At 57.6% G+C, this 18,810-nt stretch carries 21 protein-coding genes; 18 read left to right on the top strand and 3 right to left on the bottom strand.

Annotated features, from left to right (window positions below; all coding sequences use genetic code 11):
• Nucleotides 1–67 precede the first annotated feature (67 nt).
• Nucleotides 68–913 (top strand): DUF3025 domain-containing protein, encoded by an 846-nt coding sequence (locus tag ACIPF8_RS16310; RefSeq protein ID WP_400422921.1) that lies wholly within the window; start codon nucleotides 68–70, stop codon nucleotides 911–913.
• A 63-nt stretch (nucleotides 914–976) separates the two neighbouring features.
• The gene (gene coq7 / locus ACIPF8_RS16305) at nucleotides 977–1,603 is read left to right on the top strand and encodes a 2-polyprenyl-3-methyl-6-methoxy-1,4-benzoquinone monooxygenase (protein ID WP_400422918.1); all 627 of its coding nucleotides are present in this window, start codon (nucleotides 977–979) and stop codon (nucleotides 1,601–1,603) included.
• A gap of 120 nt (nucleotides 1,604–1,723) precedes the next feature.
• Here the strand turns inward: coq7 and ACIPF8_RS16300 are convergent, their stop codons facing one another.
• Nucleotides 1,724–2,170 (bottom strand): OsmC family protein, encoded by a 447-nt coding sequence (locus tag ACIPF8_RS16300; RefSeq protein ID WP_400422915.1) that lies wholly within the window; start codon nucleotides 2,168–2,170, stop codon nucleotides 1,724–1,726.
• Nucleotides 2,171–2,723: 553 nt separating this feature from the next.
• Here ACIPF8_RS16300 and rplM point away from each other — a divergent pair.
• The 6 genes from rplM to erpA all read left to right on the top strand — a co-directional run bounded on the left by rplM (nucleotide 2,724) and on the right by erpA (nucleotide 6,564).
• Entirely contained in the window at nucleotides 2,724–3,152 is a 429-nt protein-coding gene (gene rplM, locus ACIPF8_RS16295; protein ID WP_014007943.1) for a 50S ribosomal protein L13, read from the top strand.
• Between the two features lie 9 nt (nucleotides 3,153–3,161).
• The gene (gene rpsI, locus ACIPF8_RS16290; protein ID WP_061534642.1) at nucleotides 3,162–3,554 is read left to right on the top strand and encodes a 30S ribosomal protein S9; all 393 of its coding nucleotides are present in this window, start codon (nucleotides 3,162–3,164) and stop codon (nucleotides 3,552–3,554) included.
• A 315-nt stretch (nucleotides 3,555–3,869) separates the two neighbouring features.
• The gene (gene argC, locus ACIPF8_RS16285; RefSeq protein WP_400423020.1) at nucleotides 3,870–4,907 is read left to right on the top strand and encodes an N-acetyl-gamma-glutamyl-phosphate reductase; all 1,038 of its coding nucleotides are present in this window, start codon (nucleotides 3,870–3,872) and stop codon (nucleotides 4,905–4,907) included.
• Between the two features lie 103 nt (nucleotides 4,908–5,010).
• Nucleotides 5,011–5,700: a DUF6776 family protein gene (locus ACIPF8_RS16280; RefSeq protein WP_400422912.1), complete on the top strand. Its 690-nt coding sequence runs from the start codon at nucleotides 5,011–5,013 to the stop codon at nucleotides 5,698–5,700.
• A 10-nt stretch (nucleotides 5,701–5,710) separates the two neighbouring features.
• Nucleotides 5,711–6,106, top strand: coding sequence for a polymer-forming cytoskeletal protein (locus ACIPF8_RS16275; protein WP_400422909.1), 396 nt, complete (start codon nucleotides 5,711–5,713; stop codon nucleotides 6,104–6,106).
• A 95-nt stretch (nucleotides 6,107–6,201) separates the two neighbouring features.
• A complete protein-coding gene (gene erpA, locus ACIPF8_RS16270) occupies nucleotides 6,202–6,564 on the top strand; it encodes an iron-sulfur cluster insertion protein ErpA (RefSeq protein WP_400422906.1) in 363 nt (120 codons plus the stop codon).
• Nucleotides 6,565–6,639: 75 nt separating this feature from the next.
• Here the strand turns inward: erpA and ACIPF8_RS16265 are convergent, their stop codons facing one another.
• Both ACIPF8_RS16265 and ACIPF8_RS16260 read right to left on the bottom strand, forming a co-directional pair.
• A complete protein-coding gene (locus tag ACIPF8_RS16265; protein ID WP_400422903.1) occupies nucleotides 6,640–7,788 on the bottom strand; it encodes an anhydro-N-acetylmuramic acid kinase in 1,149 nt (382 codons plus the stop codon).
• 109 nt (nucleotides 7,789–7,897) lie between these two features.
• Nucleotides 7,898–9,301, bottom strand: a complete 1,404-nt coding sequence (locus ACIPF8_RS16260; protein WP_400422900.1) for a M23 family metallopeptidase — start codon at nucleotides 9,299–9,301, stop codon at nucleotides 7,898–7,900.
• A 208-nt stretch (nucleotides 9,302–9,509) separates the two neighbouring features.
• Between ACIPF8_RS16260 and tyrS the strand changes: the two genes are divergently transcribed.
• The 10 genes from tyrS (at nucleotide 9,510) to mraZ (ending at nucleotide 18,804) form a co-directional block, all read left to right on the top strand.
• A complete protein-coding gene (tyrS, locus tag ACIPF8_RS16255; RefSeq protein WP_400422898.1) occupies nucleotides 9,510–10,781 on the top strand; it encodes a tyrosine--tRNA ligase in 1,272 nt (423 codons plus the stop codon).
• Nucleotides 10,782–10,788: 7 nt separating this feature from the next.
• Nucleotides 10,789–11,247 (top strand): D-aminoacyl-tRNA deacylase, encoded by a 459-nt coding sequence (gene dtd, locus ACIPF8_RS16250; protein ID WP_400422895.1) that lies wholly within the window; start codon nucleotides 10,789–10,791, stop codon nucleotides 11,245–11,247.
• A 63-nt stretch (nucleotides 11,248–11,310) separates the two neighbouring features.
• Complete coding sequence (locus ACIPF8_RS16245; RefSeq protein WP_400422892.1) at nucleotides 11,311–11,946, top strand: YbhB/YbcL family Raf kinase inhibitor-like protein; 636 nt, start codon at nucleotides 11,311–11,313, stop codon at nucleotides 11,944–11,946.
• Between the two features lie 28 nt (nucleotides 11,947–11,974).
• Nucleotides 11,975–12,631, top strand: coding sequence for a histidine phosphatase family protein (locus tag ACIPF8_RS16240; protein WP_400422890.1), 657 nt, complete (start codon nucleotides 11,975–11,977; stop codon nucleotides 12,629–12,631).
• 184 nt (nucleotides 12,632–12,815) lie between these two features.
• The gene (locus ACIPF8_RS16235) at nucleotides 12,816–13,928 is read left to right on the top strand and encodes a GGDEF domain-containing protein (protein ID WP_400422887.1); all 1,113 of its coding nucleotides are present in this window, start codon (nucleotides 12,816–12,818) and stop codon (nucleotides 13,926–13,928) included.
• A 97-nt stretch (nucleotides 13,929–14,025) separates the two neighbouring features.
• Nucleotides 14,026–15,042, top strand: coding sequence for a tRNA dihydrouridine synthase DusB (dusB, locus tag ACIPF8_RS16230; RefSeq protein WP_400422885.1), 1,017 nt, complete (start codon nucleotides 14,026–14,028; stop codon nucleotides 15,040–15,042).
• Nucleotides 15,043–15,178: 136 nt separating this feature from the next.
• Entirely contained in the window at nucleotides 15,179–15,412 is a 234-nt protein-coding gene (locus ACIPF8_RS16225) for a Fis family transcriptional regulator (protein ID WP_014007929.1), read from the top strand.
• Between the two features lie 209 nt (nucleotides 15,413–15,621).
• On the top strand, nucleotides 15,622–17,187 hold the full coding sequence (gene purH / locus ACIPF8_RS16220) for a bifunctional phosphoribosylaminoimidazolecarboxamide formyltransferase/IMP cyclohydrolase (RefSeq protein WP_400422882.1): 1,566 nt from the start codon (nucleotides 15,622–15,624) through the stop codon (nucleotides 17,185–17,187).
• A gap of 153 nt (nucleotides 17,188–17,340) precedes the next feature.
• The gene (gene ruvC / locus ACIPF8_RS16215; RefSeq protein ID WP_400422880.1) at nucleotides 17,341–17,883 is read left to right on the top strand and encodes a crossover junction endodeoxyribonuclease RuvC; all 543 of its coding nucleotides are present in this window, start codon (nucleotides 17,341–17,343) and stop codon (nucleotides 17,881–17,883) included.
• A 492-nt stretch (nucleotides 17,884–18,375) separates the two neighbouring features.
• Complete coding sequence (gene mraZ / locus ACIPF8_RS16210) at nucleotides 18,376–18,804, top strand: division/cell wall cluster transcriptional repressor MraZ (RefSeq protein WP_400422878.1); 429 nt, start codon at nucleotides 18,376–18,378, stop codon at nucleotides 18,802–18,804.
• The last annotated feature ends 6 nt before the right edge of the window (nucleotides 18,805–18,810 follow it).

Below are 18,810 nucleotides of genomic sequence, written 5' to 3'. Positions count from 1 at the left end.
AATGCGCACGGCTTGTTCGGCGACGGCCTTTTGCCGGCGGACGCACGCGAGGTAAAATGCGCGGCAAATGCATACTCCCGACGTCCCTCATTTTCCAGAAGCTCCGGCGGCGTTTCTCGACGCCATCGATTGGCAGCAGCCTTGGCTGCAGCCGTTTCGCGCGCTGGGCCGGCAACTGACGGCAGGCGGCGATTGGCGGGGCGCCCTGAATGCGCTCGCACAGGAGCGCAATATCCGCAATTTCCAGGATTTGCCGATCCGCTTTGTCGAACAGGCCGAATTACCTGCTGCGACGGCCTACGAAGCGTTCATCGGCAATAGCGGCAAGGTGCCGACGCGCGACAACCTCCACGACTTTCTCAATGCCTTGATATGGCTGTCGTTTCCATCGACAAAAGCGCAATTGAATGCCTTGCAAGCGGCGGAATTGGCGAAGGCCGGGACACTATCCGGCAGCAGCCAGCCGCGCGGCGCGGCGCGCGATGCCGTGACGATTTTCGATGAAAACGCGGCGCTGCTGCTGGTGCGCGACAATGCCGCCGGCCAAGCGTTGATTACGGCCTTGCGCAACCACCAGTGGCAGCAGGCGTTTCTGGAGCAACGCCAGATGTTTGGCGTGGATGCCGAAGTCTGGCTGTTCGGCCACGCCTTGCTGGAAAAGCTGGTGCGGCCATACAAGGCGATTACCGCTCACACCCTGGTGATCAGCGCGCCGCAACATGTTTTTACCTTGGCGGAAGATGCCAGGCTTGCCTGGATCGACCGTCATGTCGCGGCCGACCTGGCGCAGCAAGGTGCGCCGGTCAGGCGCCTGACGCCACTGCCGGTGCTGGGCGTGCCGGGCTGGGCAAGCGTTCAAGACGGCGATTTTTATGCCGACACGGCGGTGTTCCGGCCGAAGCGCGGTGGTTGAGGTCCGTTAATCGGGCCTGGCCTGATAAAATCCGGACATCTACTTTCATAAACGATCCTGAGCATGCCATTCATAGACAAAGCCATCGCCGATTTCGACAACGCCCTGCGCGTGATCACCGGGCAAGCCTCGGCCTCGCGTCCGAATCCGGCATTGCAGGCTCCGGATGGCATCCTGGATGCCGCCGAGCAGCGCCATAGCGCGGGCCTGATGCGGGTCAACCATGTCGGCGAGGTCTGCGCGCAGGCGTTGTATGACGCCCAGGGGCGTTTCGCCCAAGGCGAGTCGATCAAGCAGCAGTTTGCTGAAGCGGGCAGGGAGGAAGAAGATCACCTGGCCTGGACTGCCGAGCGTCTGCGCGAACTCGGTTCGCACGTCAGCCTGCTCAATCCGCTGTGGTACGCCGGTTCGTATGCGCTGGGCACGATCGCCGCGCGTTTGGGCGATGCGCGCAGCCTTGGGTTTGTCTCGGAAACCGAGCGCCAGGTCGAAAGGCACTTGAGCAGCCATCTGGAAAAGCTGCCGCTGCAAGACGCCAAATCACGCGCCATTGTCGAACAGATGCGCGACGACGAAATCGCCCACGGCGAGGCGGCGCGGGTTCTGGGTGGGACGGAAATGCCGGTGCCGGTGCAAAAGGCGATGCGGGCGATGTCCAAGGTGATGACGACAGTTGCCTATCACATCTGATGTTGTGCGGGAAATCGCGCCATGAGGATGGCGCGGTTGATTTGGTAGGGTGGGCATGTTTGCCCACGCGGATGGTTATGCTCCACGGTGGGCAGAAAATCCTGCCCACCCTACCCAAAATCAGGCGCTGGCAGCCGGTTCAGCCAAGTCGTCGACGATGTCGAAGGAATGGGTGATGACGGCCGTTTTTTCCAGCATGATCGAGGCCGAGCAATATTTCTCGTGCGACAGCTTGATCGCCCGCTCAACCAGGTTAGGTTTCAGGTCGCGCCCACGCACGGTGAAATGAAAGTGGATTTTGGTGAAGACTTTCGGCTCGGTTTCGGCGCGTTCCGCTTTCAGGGTGACATCGCAGCCGCGCACGTCCTGGCGGCCTTTACGCAGGATCAGCACCACGTCATAAGCGGTGCAGCCGCCGGTGCCGGCCAGCACCACTTCCATCGGCCGCGGCGCCAGGTCACGGCCACCGCCATCGGGCGCGCCATCCATTGCCAACATGTGGCCGGAACCGGTTTCGGCCAAAAACGTCATGCCGGACGAGCCGGTCCAGCGTACTGTGCATTCCATAAGATCTCGCTGAGTGATTGTAGTGTCGCAATATTCTAACTGCTCTTGGCGTGGCGGGTTTGCCGTGCTGAAGTATGGATAATTGTGTTTTTCTTATTAAATGACGGCGAACCAGGCGATAAATGTAAATTTTGGTAAAAGAAGGTTTTGTCACCTTGCGATGCACAATTCCGTTTGCTAAGATCAATTCATCAATTGCCGGATTGATCTCTGGCAATTATTGCAATGTCTCCTCCACCCTCCTCGGGAGTGGATTTAAACCCGATGCTTCACAGCAGATCGGGTTTTCTTTTGTGCGGAACGCCAGTTGCCTGTATTGCCGCGTTAATGCGCACGGATTTACAACAATCCCTAGCGCAAATGGCGAATTTATTCAATCAATTTGACGCCAAGTCCTTGAAAAGGCTATAATTTACGGCTTTTCCGTTTGCTCAGGAAAAGATAACAAGGAAGAGTCTGTCGTTAATGCAGGACGAAAATTGGGTGTAACAACCCGGTCTCCGATAACGATGGAACCACCATTTGAGCGAATTAAACTAGTTAGGAAGTCAACATGAAAACTTTTTCCGCTAAGGGCCATGAAGTCCAGCGTGATTGGTTCGTGATTGACGCGACGGACAAAGTCCTCGGACGTGTTGCCAGCGAAGTGGCACTCCGACTGCGCGGCAAACACAAACCGGAATTTACTCCACACGTTGATACCGGCGATTTCATCGTCGTCATCAATGCTGGCAAACTGCGCGTCACTGGCGCCAAGGCAACCGACAAGACATATTTCCGTCACTCCGGTTACCCAGGCGGCATCTACGAAACAAATTTCCAGAAAATGCAACAGCGTTTTCCAGGTCGTGCGTTGGAAAAAGCGGTCAAGGGCATGCTGCCTAAGGGTCCGCTTGGCTACGCAATGATCAAGAAGCTCAAAGTGTATGCAGATGGTTCCCATCCGCACACTGCGCAGCAACCTAAAGCACTTGAACTCTAAGGAATAGACATGATCGGTAACTACAATTACGGAACCGGCCGTCGCAAGAGTGCAGTGGCTCGCGTTTTCATCAAGTCCGGCTCGGGCCAGATCGTCGTCAACGGCAAGCCAGCGAATGAGTATTTTTCGCGCGAAACCGGTCTGATGGTGATCCGTCAACCACTGGAACTGACCAACCATGTCGAAACTTTCGACATCAAGGTAAACGTCAGCGGCGGCGGCGAGTCCGGCCAAGCTGGTGCAGTTCGTCACGGCATCACTCGTGCACTGATCGACTACGATGCAACTTTGAAATCGGAGCTGTCCAAAGCCGGCTTCGTTACACGTGATGCACGTGAAGTTGAACGTAAAAAAGTTGGTCTGCGCAAGGCACGTCGCGCAAAACAATTCTCCAAGCGCTAATCTACGCTTTCAGAATATCGAAAAGCCGCCAGGTTCGCGCCTGGCGGCTTTTTGTTTTATGCTTTTTGTTTTTTATTGTAGGGCTTTCCTGAAACGTAACATTGGACGAAGCGTGGCAATGCCTGTGGTCGCCGGCTGTTGCCATGGCGAATGTTAACCTGCCCGAACAATTCATAGACTGATAAAATAGTTCGCTCTGGACTGCAACTTGCCGGGTGTGTAGAGGCAAGTGGTCGTGCGATTTTTGCTGGCGATAGCCAATCAACAAGTACGAAACAAGTGCGCAACAAGCACAGTTTCATGCAAGGAAAAATGATGATCAAAGTCGGGATTGTAGGTGGTACCGGTTATACCGGGGTCGAGTTGCTGCGCTTGCTGGCGACCCATCCGAATGTGCAGCTGGAAGCGGTAACGTCGCGCAAGGAAGACGGCATGCCAGTGGCGGACATGTATCCGTCGCTGCGCGGACGCGTTTCGCTGGCATTTTCCTCTCCTGAAAAGGCACGCCTGACTGATTGCGATGTTGTGTTTTTTGCTACGCCGCACGGTGTCGCCATGGCGCAAACACCTGAGCTGCTGGAAGCCGGCGTCAAGGTAATCGATCTCGCTGCCGATTTCCGCTTGCAGGACACTGCGGTTTTCGAGAAATGGTACAAGCTGGCACACAGCTGCCCAGAATTGCTGAAAGAAGCCGTGTACGGCTTGCCGGAGTTGAATCGCGAAGCCATCAAGGGCGCGCGCATCATCGGCAATCCTGGCTGCTATCCAACTACGATGCAACTTGGCCTGGCGCCGCTGCTGAAGGCTGACGTGGTGGATGCCTCGCACCTGATCGCCGATTGCAAATCCGGCGTCTCCGGCGCTGGCCGCAAGGCCGAAGTCGCCATGCTGTTTTCCGAAGCCAGCGACAATTTCAAGGCCTACGGCGTATCCGGTCACCGGCATTCGCCGGAAACGCTGGAGCAACTGGGCAAGCTGACCGACAAGAAAGTCGGCCTGTTGTTTACGCCGCATCTGGTGCCGATGATCCGCGGCATGCATTCGACCATCTATGCACGCCTGACCAAGGATATCGACAATGCAGCGCTGCAGGCGCTGTTTGAAGATGCCTACAAGAATGAACCGTTTGTCGACGTCATGCCATTCGGCTCGCATCCGGAAACCCGTTCCACCCGCAGCTCGAACATGCTGCGCATTGCCCTGCATCGGCCGAACGATGGCGATACCGTGGTGGTGCTGGTGGTGCAGGACAATCTGGTCAAGGGCTCGGCCGGCCAGGCGGTGCAATGCATGAACCTGATGTTCGGACTGGAAGAAACCACCGGTCTGATGCACGTGCCGGTTATGCCATGATGCGCGCGGCCGGAGCGTCGCCTGTGGATCTCGCTGAGCGACGGATCCTGCCGCGATGAAGTACAAGTTGTGGGTTCGGCGCATGTCGATTTCGGCGCCGAAAATGACTGTAAAAAGCCATTTGCCATGGCCGCTGAAGGCGGCTTTCCTGGCGCTGGTGCTGGGTGTCGGCGGTGCGCTGGCAATGTCGATCTACGATCTTGGTCGCGACTTTACCGGCCACAAGCCGGTAGTCAGCAAGCAGCAGGTAGCCGAACTGAATGACAAAATCAGCGCCCTGACGGCGGAACGGGATCGTTTCTCGTCGACCGTCAACGCGGCTGAAAGCCAGCTTAATATCGAGAAGGCGACGCAGGAGCAATTAAGCCAACAGATAAGGACGCTGGAAGCAGAAAATGCCAAACTGAAGGAAGACTTGGCGTTTTTCGAGGGTTTGCTGCCGAATGCAACCGGCAGCCAGGGCATCACGATCCAGCGCCTGGCAGCCGAGCTGCTGACGCCGACGCAACTGCGTTATCGGATGCTGATCATGCAAGGTGGCAAGAGCAGTAGCGATTTTGTCGGGGAAGTGCAATTGCTGGTGACGGCAACGGTAGGTGGCAAAAGCACCGTATTGACGTTTCCTGCCGCGAATGCTGCGGCCGCTGACAAGACTGCTTATCGTTTGGATTTCAAGTATTACCAGCGGGTCGAGGCCATCCTGCCTTTGCCGGAAGGCGCTGTCGTCAAGGCAATCCAAGCCAAGGTCCTTGAAAAAGGGCAGACGCGGGCGCAGCAAACCACAAATTTGTAAAGGAAACAGCATGTTCAACCGTAAAGCAAAGAGCACGATTGAAAGTTTGATCGGCTCATCGACCAGCATCCAGGGCGATGTCCATTTCAAGGGTGGCCTGCGTATCGACGGCCACGTGAAAGGCAACGTGGTGGCAGAAGCTGGGCAGGCTAGTGTCCTGGTCATCTCCGAGAGCGCCAAGGTCGAAGGCGAAGTGCGGGTCGCGCATCTGGTGGTCAACGGCGAGATCGCTGGCAATGTCCATTCGTCCGAACTGCTTGAATTACAGCCGAAAGCCCGCATAACTGGAGATGTCAATTACAAGGCGCTGGAAATGCATAGCGGCGCCCTGGTAAGCGGCAAACTGACCCATGAACAGAGCGCAGCCGAGCCGGTGTTGAAACTTGCCATGTCGCAATCCGCTTGAGCGTTGTATTAAAACCGCCGTTTCGGCGTTGCGCTGCATGAATCCAGCCAAGAGCCTATAATGCAGTATTGTATGTCCCCCCGCAGGAGCCAAAAATGAATGCTGTCGCAGAAATCCAGGATGTTGTTGCATCCCCTATCGTCTTCACCGATAGCGCCGCCTCGAAGGTTGCGCAGCTGATCGAGGAAGAAGGCAATCCAGACCTCAAATTGCGCGTTTTCGTGCAGGGTGGCGGTTGCTCCGGCTTCCAGTACGGTTTCACTTTCGATGAAATCGTCAATGAAGACGACACCACCATGAGCAAGAACGGCGTGCAATTGCTGATCGATTCGATGAGCTACCAGTACCTGGTTGGTGCCGAAATCGACTACAAGGACGACCTGGAAGGCGCGCAGTTCGTGATCAAGAATCCGAACGCAACGACTACTTGCGGCTGCGGTTCCTCGTTCTCGGCCTGATTTTTACGGCTTGTTAAAAAAGGACGCCGGGGAGAAATCCTCGGGCGTCCTTTTTTTATACAAATCTGCTTCGTGTCAGTTTCCCGGATACAGCGCTCCCAGAATCCGGAAATCGCGCGCACCCGTCACCAGCGGTAAATTGCCAGGCAAGCGCTGGTCGAAACGCAGGGCCAGCCACGCAAATGCGATTGCCTCAACATGGTTCGGTGCAATCCCCAATGCTTCCGTCGATTCTACCGTGGCTGCCAGGCGCTGCCCTTGCAGCGCTTGCGCCAGCTGCAGCATCAGGTAAGGGTTATACGCCCCGCCGCCGCAGACATACACCGTTTTCACATCAGCTGCGTGGCGCGCTATTGCGTCGGCGATGGTGCTGGCGGTCAGCGCAGCCAACGTTGCCTGTACATCGGCGCTGGAAATCTGCGGGAAGTTTGCCAAATGCTTGTCCAGCCACGCTGCATGGAACAGGTCGCGGCCAGTGCTTTTCGGCGGTGGCGCGGCAAAATATTCTTCCTTGCGCAGTGCGTCGAGCAAGGCCTGTGACGGTTGGCCGCTGGCGGCCCATTGGCCGCTCGCATCGTAATCCTTGTCGTGATGGCGCTTGATCCAGAGGTCCATCAGCACATTGCCAGGACCGGTATCGAAGCCGATCACTTCGCGCTTGAGGTGACTGTGCAGCACGCTGATGTTGGCGATGCCGCCGATATTCACGACCACCCGGGTTTGCTGCGGATCGGCAAAAACGGCCTGGTGGAAGGCCGGCACCAACGGCGCGCCTTGGCCGCCGGCGGCGATGTCGCGGCTGCGGAAGTCGGCGATGACGTCAATGCCGGTCAATTCGGCCAGTAGCGCCGGGTTGTTGGCCTGGCGCGTGAAGCCGAGTTCTGGACGATGGCGAATGGTTTGGCCATGCACGCCGACGGCGCGGATCTGATCCGGCCGCAAGCCGGCATCGGCCAGCAGGCGCTCCACACAGGCCGCGTAGTGGGTGGTCAGGGTATTGGCGACCAGCGCCTCGCGCTCAATTTCGTTGGCGCCTGGGCTTTGCAGCGCCATCAGCTCCTGTCGCAATGTAGCTGAAAACGGCATGTAGGCCGATGCCAGAGTGGTCACAGGATGTTGCGTCGGCGCGCTCGGGAAGGCTGCGATGACGCCATCGACGCCGTCCAGGCTGGTGCCGGACATCAGGCCGATGTAGAGGGCGCTATGGGGAGTTTGAGTAGGCATAATAAAACCGTTGTGAGGTTGGCTAATTTTACTAGCGCTCCAACAACGGTTCTATGTTTATTCCAGATGTGCCTGGTATTTGCTTAGTTGCCGGGCAATCGGCGTTGGGCTATTTCGACGCCAGTTTTGCGGTCGGCGCCGTTGCGATTTCACTGCCGCTCAACAGGTTGAAACGATGCGTGATGTCGGCGGCGACGGTGCGGAAACGCTGCAGCTCGGCGCCTGCCAGCGGTGTCACGGTAGGCACTACCACCGACAACGGATCGCGTGGCTGGTTGTCGACACGGAATTCGTAGTGCAGATGCGGGCCGGTAGCCCAGCCGGTCATGCCGACATAGCCGATTACGTCGCCCTGGCTGACCTTGGCACCTTTGCGCGAAGTCGGCGCAAAACGGCTCATGTGGGCGTACACGGTCGAATATTTACCGTCATGCTTGATGATGACGACATTGCCATAACCGGTTTCGACGCCGGCAAAATCGATGGTGCCATCGGCGGTCGCATGGATTGGGGTACCAATGGTCGCGGCGAAATCGACGCCGGTGTGTTTTTTCCATTTACCCAGGATAGGGTGCATGCGCATCGAGAAGCCGGATGAAATGCGGGTAAAAGTCAGCGGTGATTTGAGGAAGGCCTTTTTCAGCGACTTGCCGTCGAAACCGTAGTAGCCGCCGCCCTGGGCGTTGCTCGGGTCGTCGAACCAGACTGCCTGGAACGGTTTGCCGGCATTCACGAATTCGCCCGCCAGGATGCGGCCGGCGCGCAGGAACTGGCCGTTTTGCCAAAATGTTTCATAAGCGACATTGAAATGATCGCCACGCTTCAGGTCGGAGGCAAAGTTGATGTCGGTGCCGAACATGGCGACGATCTGCGATGCCACGCTGTCCGGGATGTCGGCGGCATCCGTAGCGGCAAACAAGGAGGAGCGGATCACGCCGGTGTGCATTTCGACGCGGCGTTCAATGCTGGCGTTTTCCTGGCTGACGCTGAATTTGTCGCCGTCGCGGCGAATCAGCAGATTCCTGGTGGCGTCGCTGCCGCTGTCGGCGATGGTGGCGCGCAGCGTTTGCAGTACGCCATCGTTGCTGGTTTGGGCTTGCACGGTGGTGCCTGGCTTGAGGCGCAATATGGCGCGCGCAGCACTATCGGACTTGATGAAGCTGGTGGCAGCGTCGTCGTCAACTCCGAGCCGGGTCAGCAAGGTTGCCAATGTGTCACCGGCGCGCATCTTGTCTTCGGCGATGTACAGTTGCTGCTGGGCTTCAAGCTTGGCAATCTGCTCATTGAGACTCGGCAATGCCAGTTCGGCGGAAATCGCTCGGACCTGGACATCGTCAGAGTCTGTTGCAATTGGAGCAACGCCAGCAGCACCGAAGGCGACCAATGTCAGCACCGCTGCAGAGGCGGAGACAATGCGGGTTTTGCGTGAGGAATCGGTGATTCGTGCGACCGCTAGCCTGAAAAGCAACTTGACGTCGGAGCGCAAGTGAATGAATTTATCTTTAGGAGACATGCAATACGTTAAAATTTGCCGTTTGCTACCGATTCTCGTGCTGTTGCTTGTTGGAACGACTTGCGGCGGGATTAAAAGGGATCACGGATTATACCTTACCGGTCTGGGGCACTTTATAGGATTGGTCTGATTTGCGCTAGCGATCAATTCCTGCTGTTTTACGTGCAGAAGCAAGCATCACTTTTTAGATTTTACTTTCGCTGGATATATGGCTCACGATTCTCAAAACGCATCACCGACGGCAGCAGGAACTGCTGTTGAAAACACTCCCCTGATCCTGTCGGACCGGACCAAAGAGGCGCTGGAGATTACCAAGCGCGGCGTCGACGAACTGCTGATCGAGAGCGATTTTGCGCGCAAGCTGCAACGCTCCGAACAAACCGGCAAGCCGTTGCGCATCAAGTTGGGCCTGGATCCGACTGCGCCGGACCTGCATCTTGGCCACACCGTGGTGCTGAACAAGATGCGCCAGCTGCAGGATCTCGGCCATAACGTGATTTTCCTGATCGGCGATTTCACTTCGATGATCGGCGATCCGTCCGGACGCAACGTGACGCGGCCGCCGCTGACGCGCGAGCAGATCGAGGAAAACGCCAAGACCTATTTTGCCCAGGCCAGCCTGGTGCTGGACGCTGCGCGCACGGAAATCCGCTACAACTCGGAATGGTCGGACAAGCTCGGCGCCCGCGGCATGATCGAACTGTCTGCCAAGTACACCGTGGCGCGTATTCTGGAGCGCGAAGATTTCACCAAACGCTTCAAGGCCGGCACCCCGATTTCGGTGCACGAACTGCTGTATCCGCTGATGCAGGGCTACGATTCGGTGGCGCTGGAGTCGGACCTGGAGCTGGGCGGCACCGACCAGAAGTTCAACCTGCTGGTAGGGCGCGAGCTGCAAAAGGATTACGGCCAGGAGCCGCAATGCATCTTGACCATGCCGCTGCTGGAAGGCCTGGACGGCGTCGAAAAGATGTCGAAATCGAAGGGCAACTACATCGGCATCACCGAGCCGGCCAACACCATGTTCGCCAAGGTGATGAGCATTTCCGACGTGATGATGTGGCGTTACTACGAACTGCTGTCGTTCAAGTCGCTGGCACAGATCGCCGGCTACAAGGCGCAGGTCGAGGGCGGCCAGAATCCGCGCGACATCAAGGTTGCGCTGGCCCAGGAAATCGTGGCGCGCTTCCATAGCCAGCAGGCGGCGGAAGATGCGTTGGCGGACTTCAATAATCGCGCCAAGGGCGGCATTCCAGACGATATCCCTGAGCTGACGTTGAGCGGCGCGCCGCTCGGCATCGGCCAGTTGCTGAAGCAAGCCAACCTGTGCCCGTCGACTTCGGAAGCGTTGCGCATGGTGGAGCAGGGCGGCGTGCGCATCGATGGCGCCGTAGTCAGCGACAAGGGCTTGAAAGTCGAAGCTTCGACCTTCGTGATCCAGGTCGGCAAGCGCAAGTTTGCGCGCGTGACGCTGGCTTGATCGTCGCATGATTGGTTTGTTGCAGAGGGTCAGCCACGCCAGCGTGGTGGTGGATGGCACCACGGTCGGCGCCATCGAGGGTGGTTTGATGGTGCTGCTGTGCGCCGAACGTGGTGACAGCGAGAAGCAGGCCGATGCTTTGCTGACCAAGCTGCTCGCTTATCGCGTGTTCAGCGACGATGCCGGCAAGATGAACCGCAGCGTCAGCGATGTCGGCGGCGGTTTGCTGCTGGTGCCGCAGTTCACGCTGGCGGCGGATACCCAATCGGGCACCCGGCCGTCGTTCACGCCGGCGGCGGCGCCCGAAGATGGCCGCCGCTTATTCGATTATTTCGTCGCACAAGCTGCGAGCCGCCATGCGCAAGTGGCAACCGGCCAGTTTGGCGCCGACATGAAAGTGTCGCTGACCAATGACGGCCCGGTGACATTCTGGTTGCAGGTAAAGCCAGCGCCAGCCAAAGCGTAAGCGGTTTTTGCTGTAGTCTGGCAATTCTGCTGACAACTTCTCATTCATCGACAGGAGATCACCGTGAAACTCTGGAGCCATTCTTTCAATGACGGCGCGTATATCCCGGGCGAATTCGCCTTCGCGGTCGTCAATCCCGAAACCCATATCACCTTGTCGGCCAACCATAATCCGCATCTTGGCTGGGGCGAGCCGCCGGCCGGCACAAAGTCGCTGGTGCTGATTTGCCACGACCCTGATGTGCCGTCGCGCGGCGATGACGTCAACCAGGAAGGCAAGACCGTGCCGGCAGATTTGCCGCGCGTCGATTTCTTCCACTGGGTGCTGGTCGACCTGCCGCCGCATGCGGCATCGATCGAAGCCGCCTCGTTCAGCGATCGCATCACCTCGCGCGGCAAATCCGGCCCGGAAATTCATAACAGCCCGATTGCCGGCGCGCGCCATGGTTTGAACGATTACACCGGCTGGTTTGCCGATGATCCGGCGATGGGCGGCGACTACTTCGGCTATGACGGTCCGTGCCCGCCGTGGAACGATGAAATCATCCACCGCTACATTTTTACTGTCTATGCGCTGGATATTGCGCGTCTGCCGGTGGACGGCAAGTTCACCGGACAGCAGGCACTGGCGGCGATGCGCGGGCATATCCTGGGCGAGGCATCGATTGTCAGCATTTACACCTTGAACCCTGCTTTATAAAAAGCGCACCGAGACAACGCATCAATTCATGTCAACTACCGAAATCTTACTGATCCGCCACGGCGAAACCGACTGGAACCTGGAGCGCCGCCTGCAAGGCCATCTGGACATCCCGCTCAATGCGGAAGGCCAGCGCCAGGCGCAGGCGCTTGGCAGAAGCCTGGAAGGCGTCGCGTTGGACGGTATTTTTTCCAGTGACTTGCAACGGGCGCAGCAAACCGCGATGCCGTTGGCGCAGCTGCTTGGCATGGAGGTGACGATCGATAGCGGATTGCGGGAACGCTGTTACGGTGCGCTGGAAGGTTTGCGCTACACCGAGGCTGCCGAGCGTTATCCCGAAGCCTACGCGGCGCTGATGGCGCGCGACCTTGATACCCGTTTCCCGGCCGGTGTCCATGTCGCCGAAACCGTGCGCGAGTTTTCCCAGCGCGCTGTCGATACTTTGCTGCGCTTGCTGGAGAGCGGGAGTTTCCGACGCATTGCGGTGGTTACCCATGGCGGCGTGCTCGATTGCATTTACCGCTTTGCCCACAACCTGCCACGGGATCAGCCGCGCAGCTGCGACGTGTTCAATGCCAGCATCAATCGCCTGACCTGGCGTTCTGAGCAGCCCCGACAATTGCGGGTTGACGGCTGGGCCGACGTGGCGCACCTGGACGACATTTCACTTGACGAAATCGGCTGAGGAAGCCTGCTGCAAATGATGTCGCCGGCCGGCATGGGCGTGTTTATGTCGGCTATCACATTGCCGTGCCGACAACCGCTATAAATCTGTATAAGCAAGTGCACAATCAGTCACCATAAAAACGGTGTGCTTGTGCTAACCTTGCTGGCAAGAACTAAAACAATATTGGGGCTCAGGTGCCAGCATGAAACTCAATCTCTTTCCCCGGACCCAGCGCGGCGCTGATACAGAGCCGTTGGCGGAATCGACCGGCGCAAAAAAAACCACGCCACTTACATTGACGCCCAGCGATGAGCAAATGAAGCTGGTGGGGGTACTGCACCAACTCCTGCAAGTCTTGCCGCAAGCCTACAGCGGCCGCGAAAGCATCAAGCGTCTATGCCAGATGATCTTGCCTGCCAGCCCGCATATCCGTCTGGTATGGGTGGGTTTTTGCCAGGACGATTCCGGCCCGACGATCAAGCCGGCTGCAGTAGTAGGCAAGGCAGTCGGCGAAGCGGAGCACTGGCATCTGGCCAAGGATTGTTTCGACTACGCAGCGCCGTTCGCCCAGACCGTTGATTGGGATGCCGGCCACGAAAGCGATTTCCACGCACTGTTCGCGCCTTGGCAGGCGCATCCCGAAGCTTGTTCCGCCAAGGCCGCGCTGGCGATTCCGCTGCGCTCGGAAAAGGCGCGCATGCACGGCATGATGGTGTTCTATGCCGATAGCGAAGATTATTTTTCGGAAACCGGGTTTGCCTCGTTCCAGGCCTTCGGCCATATCTGCGAAGTGATCTGGAAGCAATCCAATCTGTCGCACTTGCTGACCCGCCAGGCGCAGCTCGACTCCCTGACTGGATTGCTGACGCGGCGCCGTATCGTGCACGTCTACGAAGAGGCGGTGGCGGCTACAGCAATGGATGAGTCGCCGCTGTCTATCCTGTATTGCCGGCTGGACGAATTTCACAAGATCAACGATCTGTACGGCTGGGCCGTGGCGGACAACATCCTCGCCGCCTTCGCCAAGGACACAGGGGCCCAGCTGCGCAAAGCCGACAGCGGCGGCCGTTGGAATGCGACGGAATTCCTGTACGTGTTGCCGGCCACCGATGCAGTCGATGCGGAAAACCTGGCCGCGGCATTCCTGAGCCATTTCATGCATCACCCGGTCAACATAGAAAACTGGTCGATCCGGCTGGCGTTATCGATCGGCGTTGCCACTTATGGCGCCGATGGCCGCGGACTGGACGAACTGATCCATTACGCAACACAGCATCTGCGAAGTTCGAGCAGCGTGCCGGAAGCGGACATCTGATTTGACGGAATCGGCCGAGAATAATCCGCCTGCTGCGGCAATCGCGATAAAATGACGCCTTTCCCCTGCAATTTCAATCCGAGTTATCGAAACCGCCGTGAATATTGGCCCTTACATCCTTCGCAACAATGTTTTTGTGGCACCCATGGCGGGCGTCACGGACAGGCCTTTCCGGCAGCTTTGCAAGGAATTGGGGGCCGGCTACGCCGTTTCCGAGATGGCGGCATCCAATCCGCGCCTGTGGCAGACCGAGAAGACCTCGCGCCGTATCAACCATGATGGCGAGATGGAGCCGCGCGCGGTGCAGATTGCCGGCGCCGATCCGCAGATGCTGGCGGAGTGTGCAAAATACAACGTTGACCACGGTGCGCAAATCATCGATATCAACATGGGTTGCCCGGTCAAGAAAGTCTGCAACAGCTGGTGCGGTTCGGCATTGTTGCAGGATGAGCAACTGGTAGCGCAGATCCTGGAGGCCGTGGTGAACGCGGTCAACGTGCCGGTGACGCTGAAGTTTCGAACCGGTTGGGATCGTCTCAACAAGAATGCATTGAATATCGCCAGGCTGGCGGAAGCCAGCGGCATCGCCATGCTGACCTTGCACGGCCGTACGCGTGCCGATGGCTACAGCGGAGATGCCGAGTACCAGACGATTGCCGCGGTCAAGGCAGCGGTGTCGATTCCGGTGGTGGCCAATGGCGACATCACGACGCCGGAAAAAGCGCGCCAGGTGCTGGAGTTCACCAAGGCCGATGCCATCATGGTCGGCCGCGCGGCGCAGGGGCGGCCGTGGATTTTCCGCGAGATCGATCATTACCTGCGTACCGGCGAGTATCTGCCGGCGCCGCTGGTGACGGAAGTGCAACACCTGATGGATGAACATTTGCGTGCGCATTACGGATTTTATGGGGATTACTTGGGGGTGCGTACCGCCCGCAAGCATATCGGCTGGTACGTGCGCGATTTGCCTGGCGGAGAGGCATTTCGGCAACGCATGAACCTGCTGGAAGACTGCGGCGAGCAGCTGGCCGCGGTAAATAGCTTCTTTGAATCGCAGTTTGCGTTTGGGGAAAGGTTACAATACGGGGTGGCCGAGCAGATGCTAGCGGCCTGAATCAGATCAACAAGACTTACGTTGCACGTCGTTGGCGACACCCGTCGGCGCTGATAGCAATGGCGCACGGCAATGCGGTTTCGGACCGCCGGCGAAATTCTGCGTAAGTCCTCAAAAAAAAAGAATAGTCAAAAGAATGAGTAAAGAAAGTATCCAAGACGTGGTCAAGCAAAGCCTTGAAAAATATTTCAAGGATCTGGGCGAGCAGCCGCCGTCGAACGTCTACGACATGGTGATTTCCACGGTTGAAAAGCCGGTGTTGGAAGCCGTGATCGCGCGCGCCGAGGGTAACCAGTCGCATGCGGCCGAAATGTTGGGCATCAACCGCAATACCTTGCGCAAGAAGCTGCAGCAGCACGGTCTTTTGTAATTTTCAGGCAGAGTCATGGGCGTGCCGGTCACGCCCGGTCAGCAGGCAATAAAGTTAGGCAACAAGGTCAGGCAATAAGGTCAGGCACAATCAGGATTAACGCCGGTAGCATGCCGCAGTTCCCGTCACGGGATGCAGCGTTTTCCCCGCAATGATGCATTTATTCGTTTCCCTTCCCGTCATTCATCTTCACTTCCAGAGTTTTCATTATGATTAAACAAGCCCTCATTTCCGTATCCGACAAAACCGGGATACTTGATTTCGCAAAAGAGTTGTCGGCGCTGGGCGTGAATATTCTGTCGACCGGCGGTACTGCCAAGTTGCTGGCCGATAACGGCATCAAAGTGACCGAAGTGGCGGATTACACCGGCTTCCCGGAAATGCTCGACGGCCGCGTCAAGACCCTGCATCCGAAGGTGCATGGCGGCATCCTGGCGCGTCGCGATTTTCCTGAGCATGTTGCCGCCTTGGCGCAACACCAGATTCCGACCATCGACATGGTGGTGGTCAACCTGTATCCATTCCAGCAAACCATTGCCAAGGAACAGTGCTCGCTGGAAGACGCGATCGAGAATATCGACATCGGCGGCCCGGCGATGCTGCGTTCGTCGGCCAAGAACCACAAGGACGTGATCGTCCTGTGTGATCCTAGCGATTACGCTGCGGTACTGGGCGAGTTGAAGGCCAATGACGGCGAAGTCTGTTACGCCACCAAGTTTGCGCTGGCCAAGAAGGTGTTTGCCCACACTGCGCAATACGATGGCGCCATCACCAACTACTTCACCTCGCTGGGCGAAGACAAGCAGCATGCGACCCGTAGTTCCTATCCTGCGACCTTGAACCTGCATTTCGAAAAAGTGCAGGAAATGCGTTACGGCGAAAATCCACACCAGTCGGCGGCGTTCTACCGCGACACCCGCCATGTCGAAGGCGCGCTGGCGAACTACAAGCAATTGCAGGGCAAGGAACTGTCTTATAACAACATCGCCGATGCCGATGCTGCCTGGGAATGCGTCAAGACCTTCAACGAAACCGCCTGCGTCATCATCAAGCATGCCAATCCTTGCGGCGTCGCCATCGGCGGCAATCCGCTGGAAGCCTACAGCAAGGCGCTGCAAACCGATCCGACCTCAGCCTTTGGCGGCATCATCGCCTTCAACCAGGAGCTCGACGGCAATGCCGCCGAAGCGGTGGCCAAGCAATTCGTCGAAGTGATCATCGCGCCATCGTTCACTGAGCAAGCCAAGCAGGTTTTCGCCGCCAAGCAGAACGTCCGCTTGCTGGAAATTCCGTTGGCGCATGACATCAACCTGCATGACTTCAAGCGCGTCGGCGGTGGTTTGCTGGTGCAATCGCCGGACGCTCGCAACGTTGCCTTGAGCGAATTGAAAGTGGTCAGCAAGAAGCAACCAACCCAGCAGCAATTGCAGGACCTGATGTTTGCCTGGCGCGTCGCCAAGTTCGTCAAGTCGAATGCCATCGTGTTCTGCGGCAATGGCATGACGCTGGGCGTCGGCGCCGGCCAGATGAGCCGGGTCGATTCCGCCCGCATCGCATCGATCAAGGCGCAGAACGCCGGCTTGTCGCTGGTAGGTTCGGCAGTCGCTTCGGATGCTTTCTTCCCGTTCCGTGACGGCCTGGATGTGGTGGTCAATGCTGGCGCCACCAGCGTGATCCAGCCGGGCGGTTCGATGCGCGACCCGGAAGTGATCGATGCTGCGGATGAACATGGCGTCGTCATGCTGCTCACCGGTACCCGTCATTTCCGTCATTAAGATTAGGAACGGGCTGCGCTTCATGTCTCGTATCGGGAGTCGATTGCCGGCGGCTCATATGCCAGAGCCGACGGGCAGGGTGGGCACAGCGTGCCCACGCGGTTCCCTGGCTGCATACTCTGCCCGCCCCACGGGGTTTCGTGCAAGCACCATATGAAAATCCTCGGCATCGACCCCGGCCTGCGGACTACCGGCTTTGGCATCATCGACAAGCAGGGCCACAAGCTCAGCTATGTCGCGTCAGGCACGATCAAGACGCCGGATGCCGACTTGCCGCAGCGCCTGAAGGTGATATTGGCGAGCGTTTCGGAAGTCATCCGCACTTACACGCCGGATTGCTCGGCAATCGAAAAGGTTTTCGTCAACGTCAATCCGCAATCGACGCTGCTGCTTGGGCAGGCCCGTGGTGCAGCGATTTGCGCGCTAGTGAGCGCTGACTTGCCGGTGGCGGAGTACACTGCTCTGCAGATCAAGCAGGCGGTAGCCGGGCACGGCAAAGCGCAAAAGCAGCAGGTTCAGGATATGGTGCAGCGCTTGCTGCTTTTGCCCGGCTTGCCCGGGACCGATGCTGCGGATGCGCTGGCGGTGGCGATTTGCCACGCGCATAGTGGCGATGCGCTGGCGCATTTGAGTGCGTTGGCGCCCGGCCTGGCAAAAAAAGGCTTGCGCGTGCGTGGCGGCCGCTTGATTGGGTAAGGTCATGGCGCCGTGACTGGTATATATTGTATCTGTATGTTTTTCGCTGCTCTGTAAGTGTTTAAGTGTTCTTTCTATTGAATCTTCCGCACAGTTCATTCCGCATCAACAGCCTGCCAACTTCCTTCTTTATCTGCGATCTGTAGCATTTTGAGCCTCTGAAATCCACCTCCAATTGTGAATCATTGTTTCGCATCTGCCGAAACAGATACATGTATATATCTAAGAGCTGACTTTTACATCATCCGGTAAGTCCTTCATTTATTTGATAATTCAATGTAAGCGCCATGTTGGGGCATCTTTAAATAGTCGCGCTAAGTCATTGACTTTACTCGAATATTTTGTGCGAGCCCGTTGTAAATGGCTTGACCTAGAATAGTGCATCCTCTAAAGTGGGCAGAAGTGTGGAAAAGTGTTTTTTTGTGGGGTGTTTTCTGATTCACAAAGAAGATTTTTCCGAAATTTAGCAGGTCAAAAAAAGGAGTAAGTGCGGTGTTTCAGGGTGCGTCGGCATTAAATCTCGATGCGAAAGGACGGATGGCGGTGCCATCCAAGCATCGTGACGCGCTGACCGTTCAGTGTGAAGGTCGATTGACGCTCACCAAGCACCCGCACGGCTGCCTGTTGTTGTTCCCGCGCCCGACCTGGGAAAGCCATCGTGAGCAAATCGCGGCCTGGCCGATGTCGGCACGCGCCTGGCAACGGATTTTCCTGGGAAATGCCTCTGACGTCGAACTCGATTCCGCTGGACGGATCCTGATTGCGCCGGAGTTGCGCTCCGCGGTCGGCTTGACGCGTGAAGTCATGTTGCTGGGCATGGGAAGCCATTTCGAGATTTGGGACGCGGCCAAGCTGGCTGAGAGCGAGTCGCAAGCAGTTGCGGCTGGCATGCCCGAAGTGTTAAGTAATTTTTCGTTCTGACGGGCC

It is taken from the genome of Collimonas sp. NPDC087041, from assembly GCF_044745265.1.
Taxonomy (GTDB): domain Bacteria; phylum Pseudomonadota; class Gammaproteobacteria; order Burkholderiales; family Burkholderiaceae_D; genus Collimonas.
Note: the sequence above shows the minus strand (reverse complement) of the source record. Positions and strands in the feature narration are given on the sequence as shown.

Coding starts and splice junctions, on each gene's coding strand:
- rplM (WP_014007943.1), top strand. CDS start 2,724: ATGAAAACTTTTTCCGCTAAGGGCCATGAAGTCCAGCGTGATTGGTTC.
- ACIPF8_RS16260 (WP_400422900.1), bottom strand. CDS start 9,301: ATGTCTCCTAAAGATAAATTCATTCACTTGCGCTCCGACGTCAAGTTG.
- dtd (WP_400422895.1), top strand. CDS start 10,789: ATGATTGGTTTGTTGCAGAGGGTCAGCCACGCCAGCGTGGTGGTGGAT.
- ACIPF8_RS16265 (WP_400422903.1), bottom strand. CDS start 7,788: ATGCCTACTCAAACTCCCCATAGCGCCCTCTACATCGGCCTGATGTCC.
- coq7 (WP_400422918.1), top strand. CDS start 977: ATGCCATTCATAGACAAAGCCATCGCCGATTTCGACAACGCCCTGCGC.
- rpsI (WP_061534642.1), top strand. CDS start 3,162: ATGATCGGTAACTACAATTACGGAACCGGCCGTCGCAAGAGTGCAGTG.
- ACIPF8_RS16310 (WP_400422921.1), top strand. CDS start 68: ATGCATACTCCCGACGTCCCTCATTTTCCAGAAGCTCCGGCGGCGTTT.
- ACIPF8_RS16280 (WP_400422912.1), top strand. CDS start 5,011: ATGACTGTAAAAAGCCATTTGCCATGGCCGCTGAAGGCGGCTTTCCTG.
- ACIPF8_RS16235 (WP_400422887.1), top strand. CDS start 12,816: ATGAAACTCAATCTCTTTCCCCGGACCCAGCGCGGCGCTGATACAGAG.
- tyrS (WP_400422898.1), top strand. CDS start 9,510: ATGGCTCACGATTCTCAAAACGCATCACCGACGGCAGCAGGAACTGCT.
- argC (WP_400423020.1), top strand. CDS start 3,870: ATGATCAAAGTCGGGATTGTAGGTGGTACCGGTTATACCGGGGTCGAG.
- purH (WP_400422882.1), top strand. CDS start 15,622: ATGATTAAACAAGCCCTCATTTCCGTATCCGACAAAACCGGGATACTT.
- ACIPF8_RS16300 (WP_400422915.1), bottom strand. CDS start 2,170: ATGGAATGCACAGTACGCTGGACCGGCTCGTCCGGCATGACGTTTTTG.
- ACIPF8_RS16240 (WP_400422890.1), top strand. CDS start 11,975: ATGTCAACTACCGAAATCTTACTGATCCGCCACGGCGAAACCGACTGG.
- ruvC (WP_400422880.1), top strand. CDS start 17,341: ATGAAAATCCTCGGCATCGACCCCGGCCTGCGGACTACCGGCTTTGGC.
- ACIPF8_RS16275 (WP_400422909.1), top strand. CDS start 5,711: ATGTTCAACCGTAAAGCAAAGAGCACGATTGAAAGTTTGATCGGCTCA.
- ACIPF8_RS16225 (WP_014007929.1), top strand. CDS start 15,179: ATGAGTAAAGAAAGTATCCAAGACGTGGTCAAGCAAAGCCTTGAAAAA.
- erpA (WP_400422906.1), top strand. CDS start 6,202: ATGAATGCTGTCGCAGAAATCCAGGATGTTGTTGCATCCCCTATCGTC.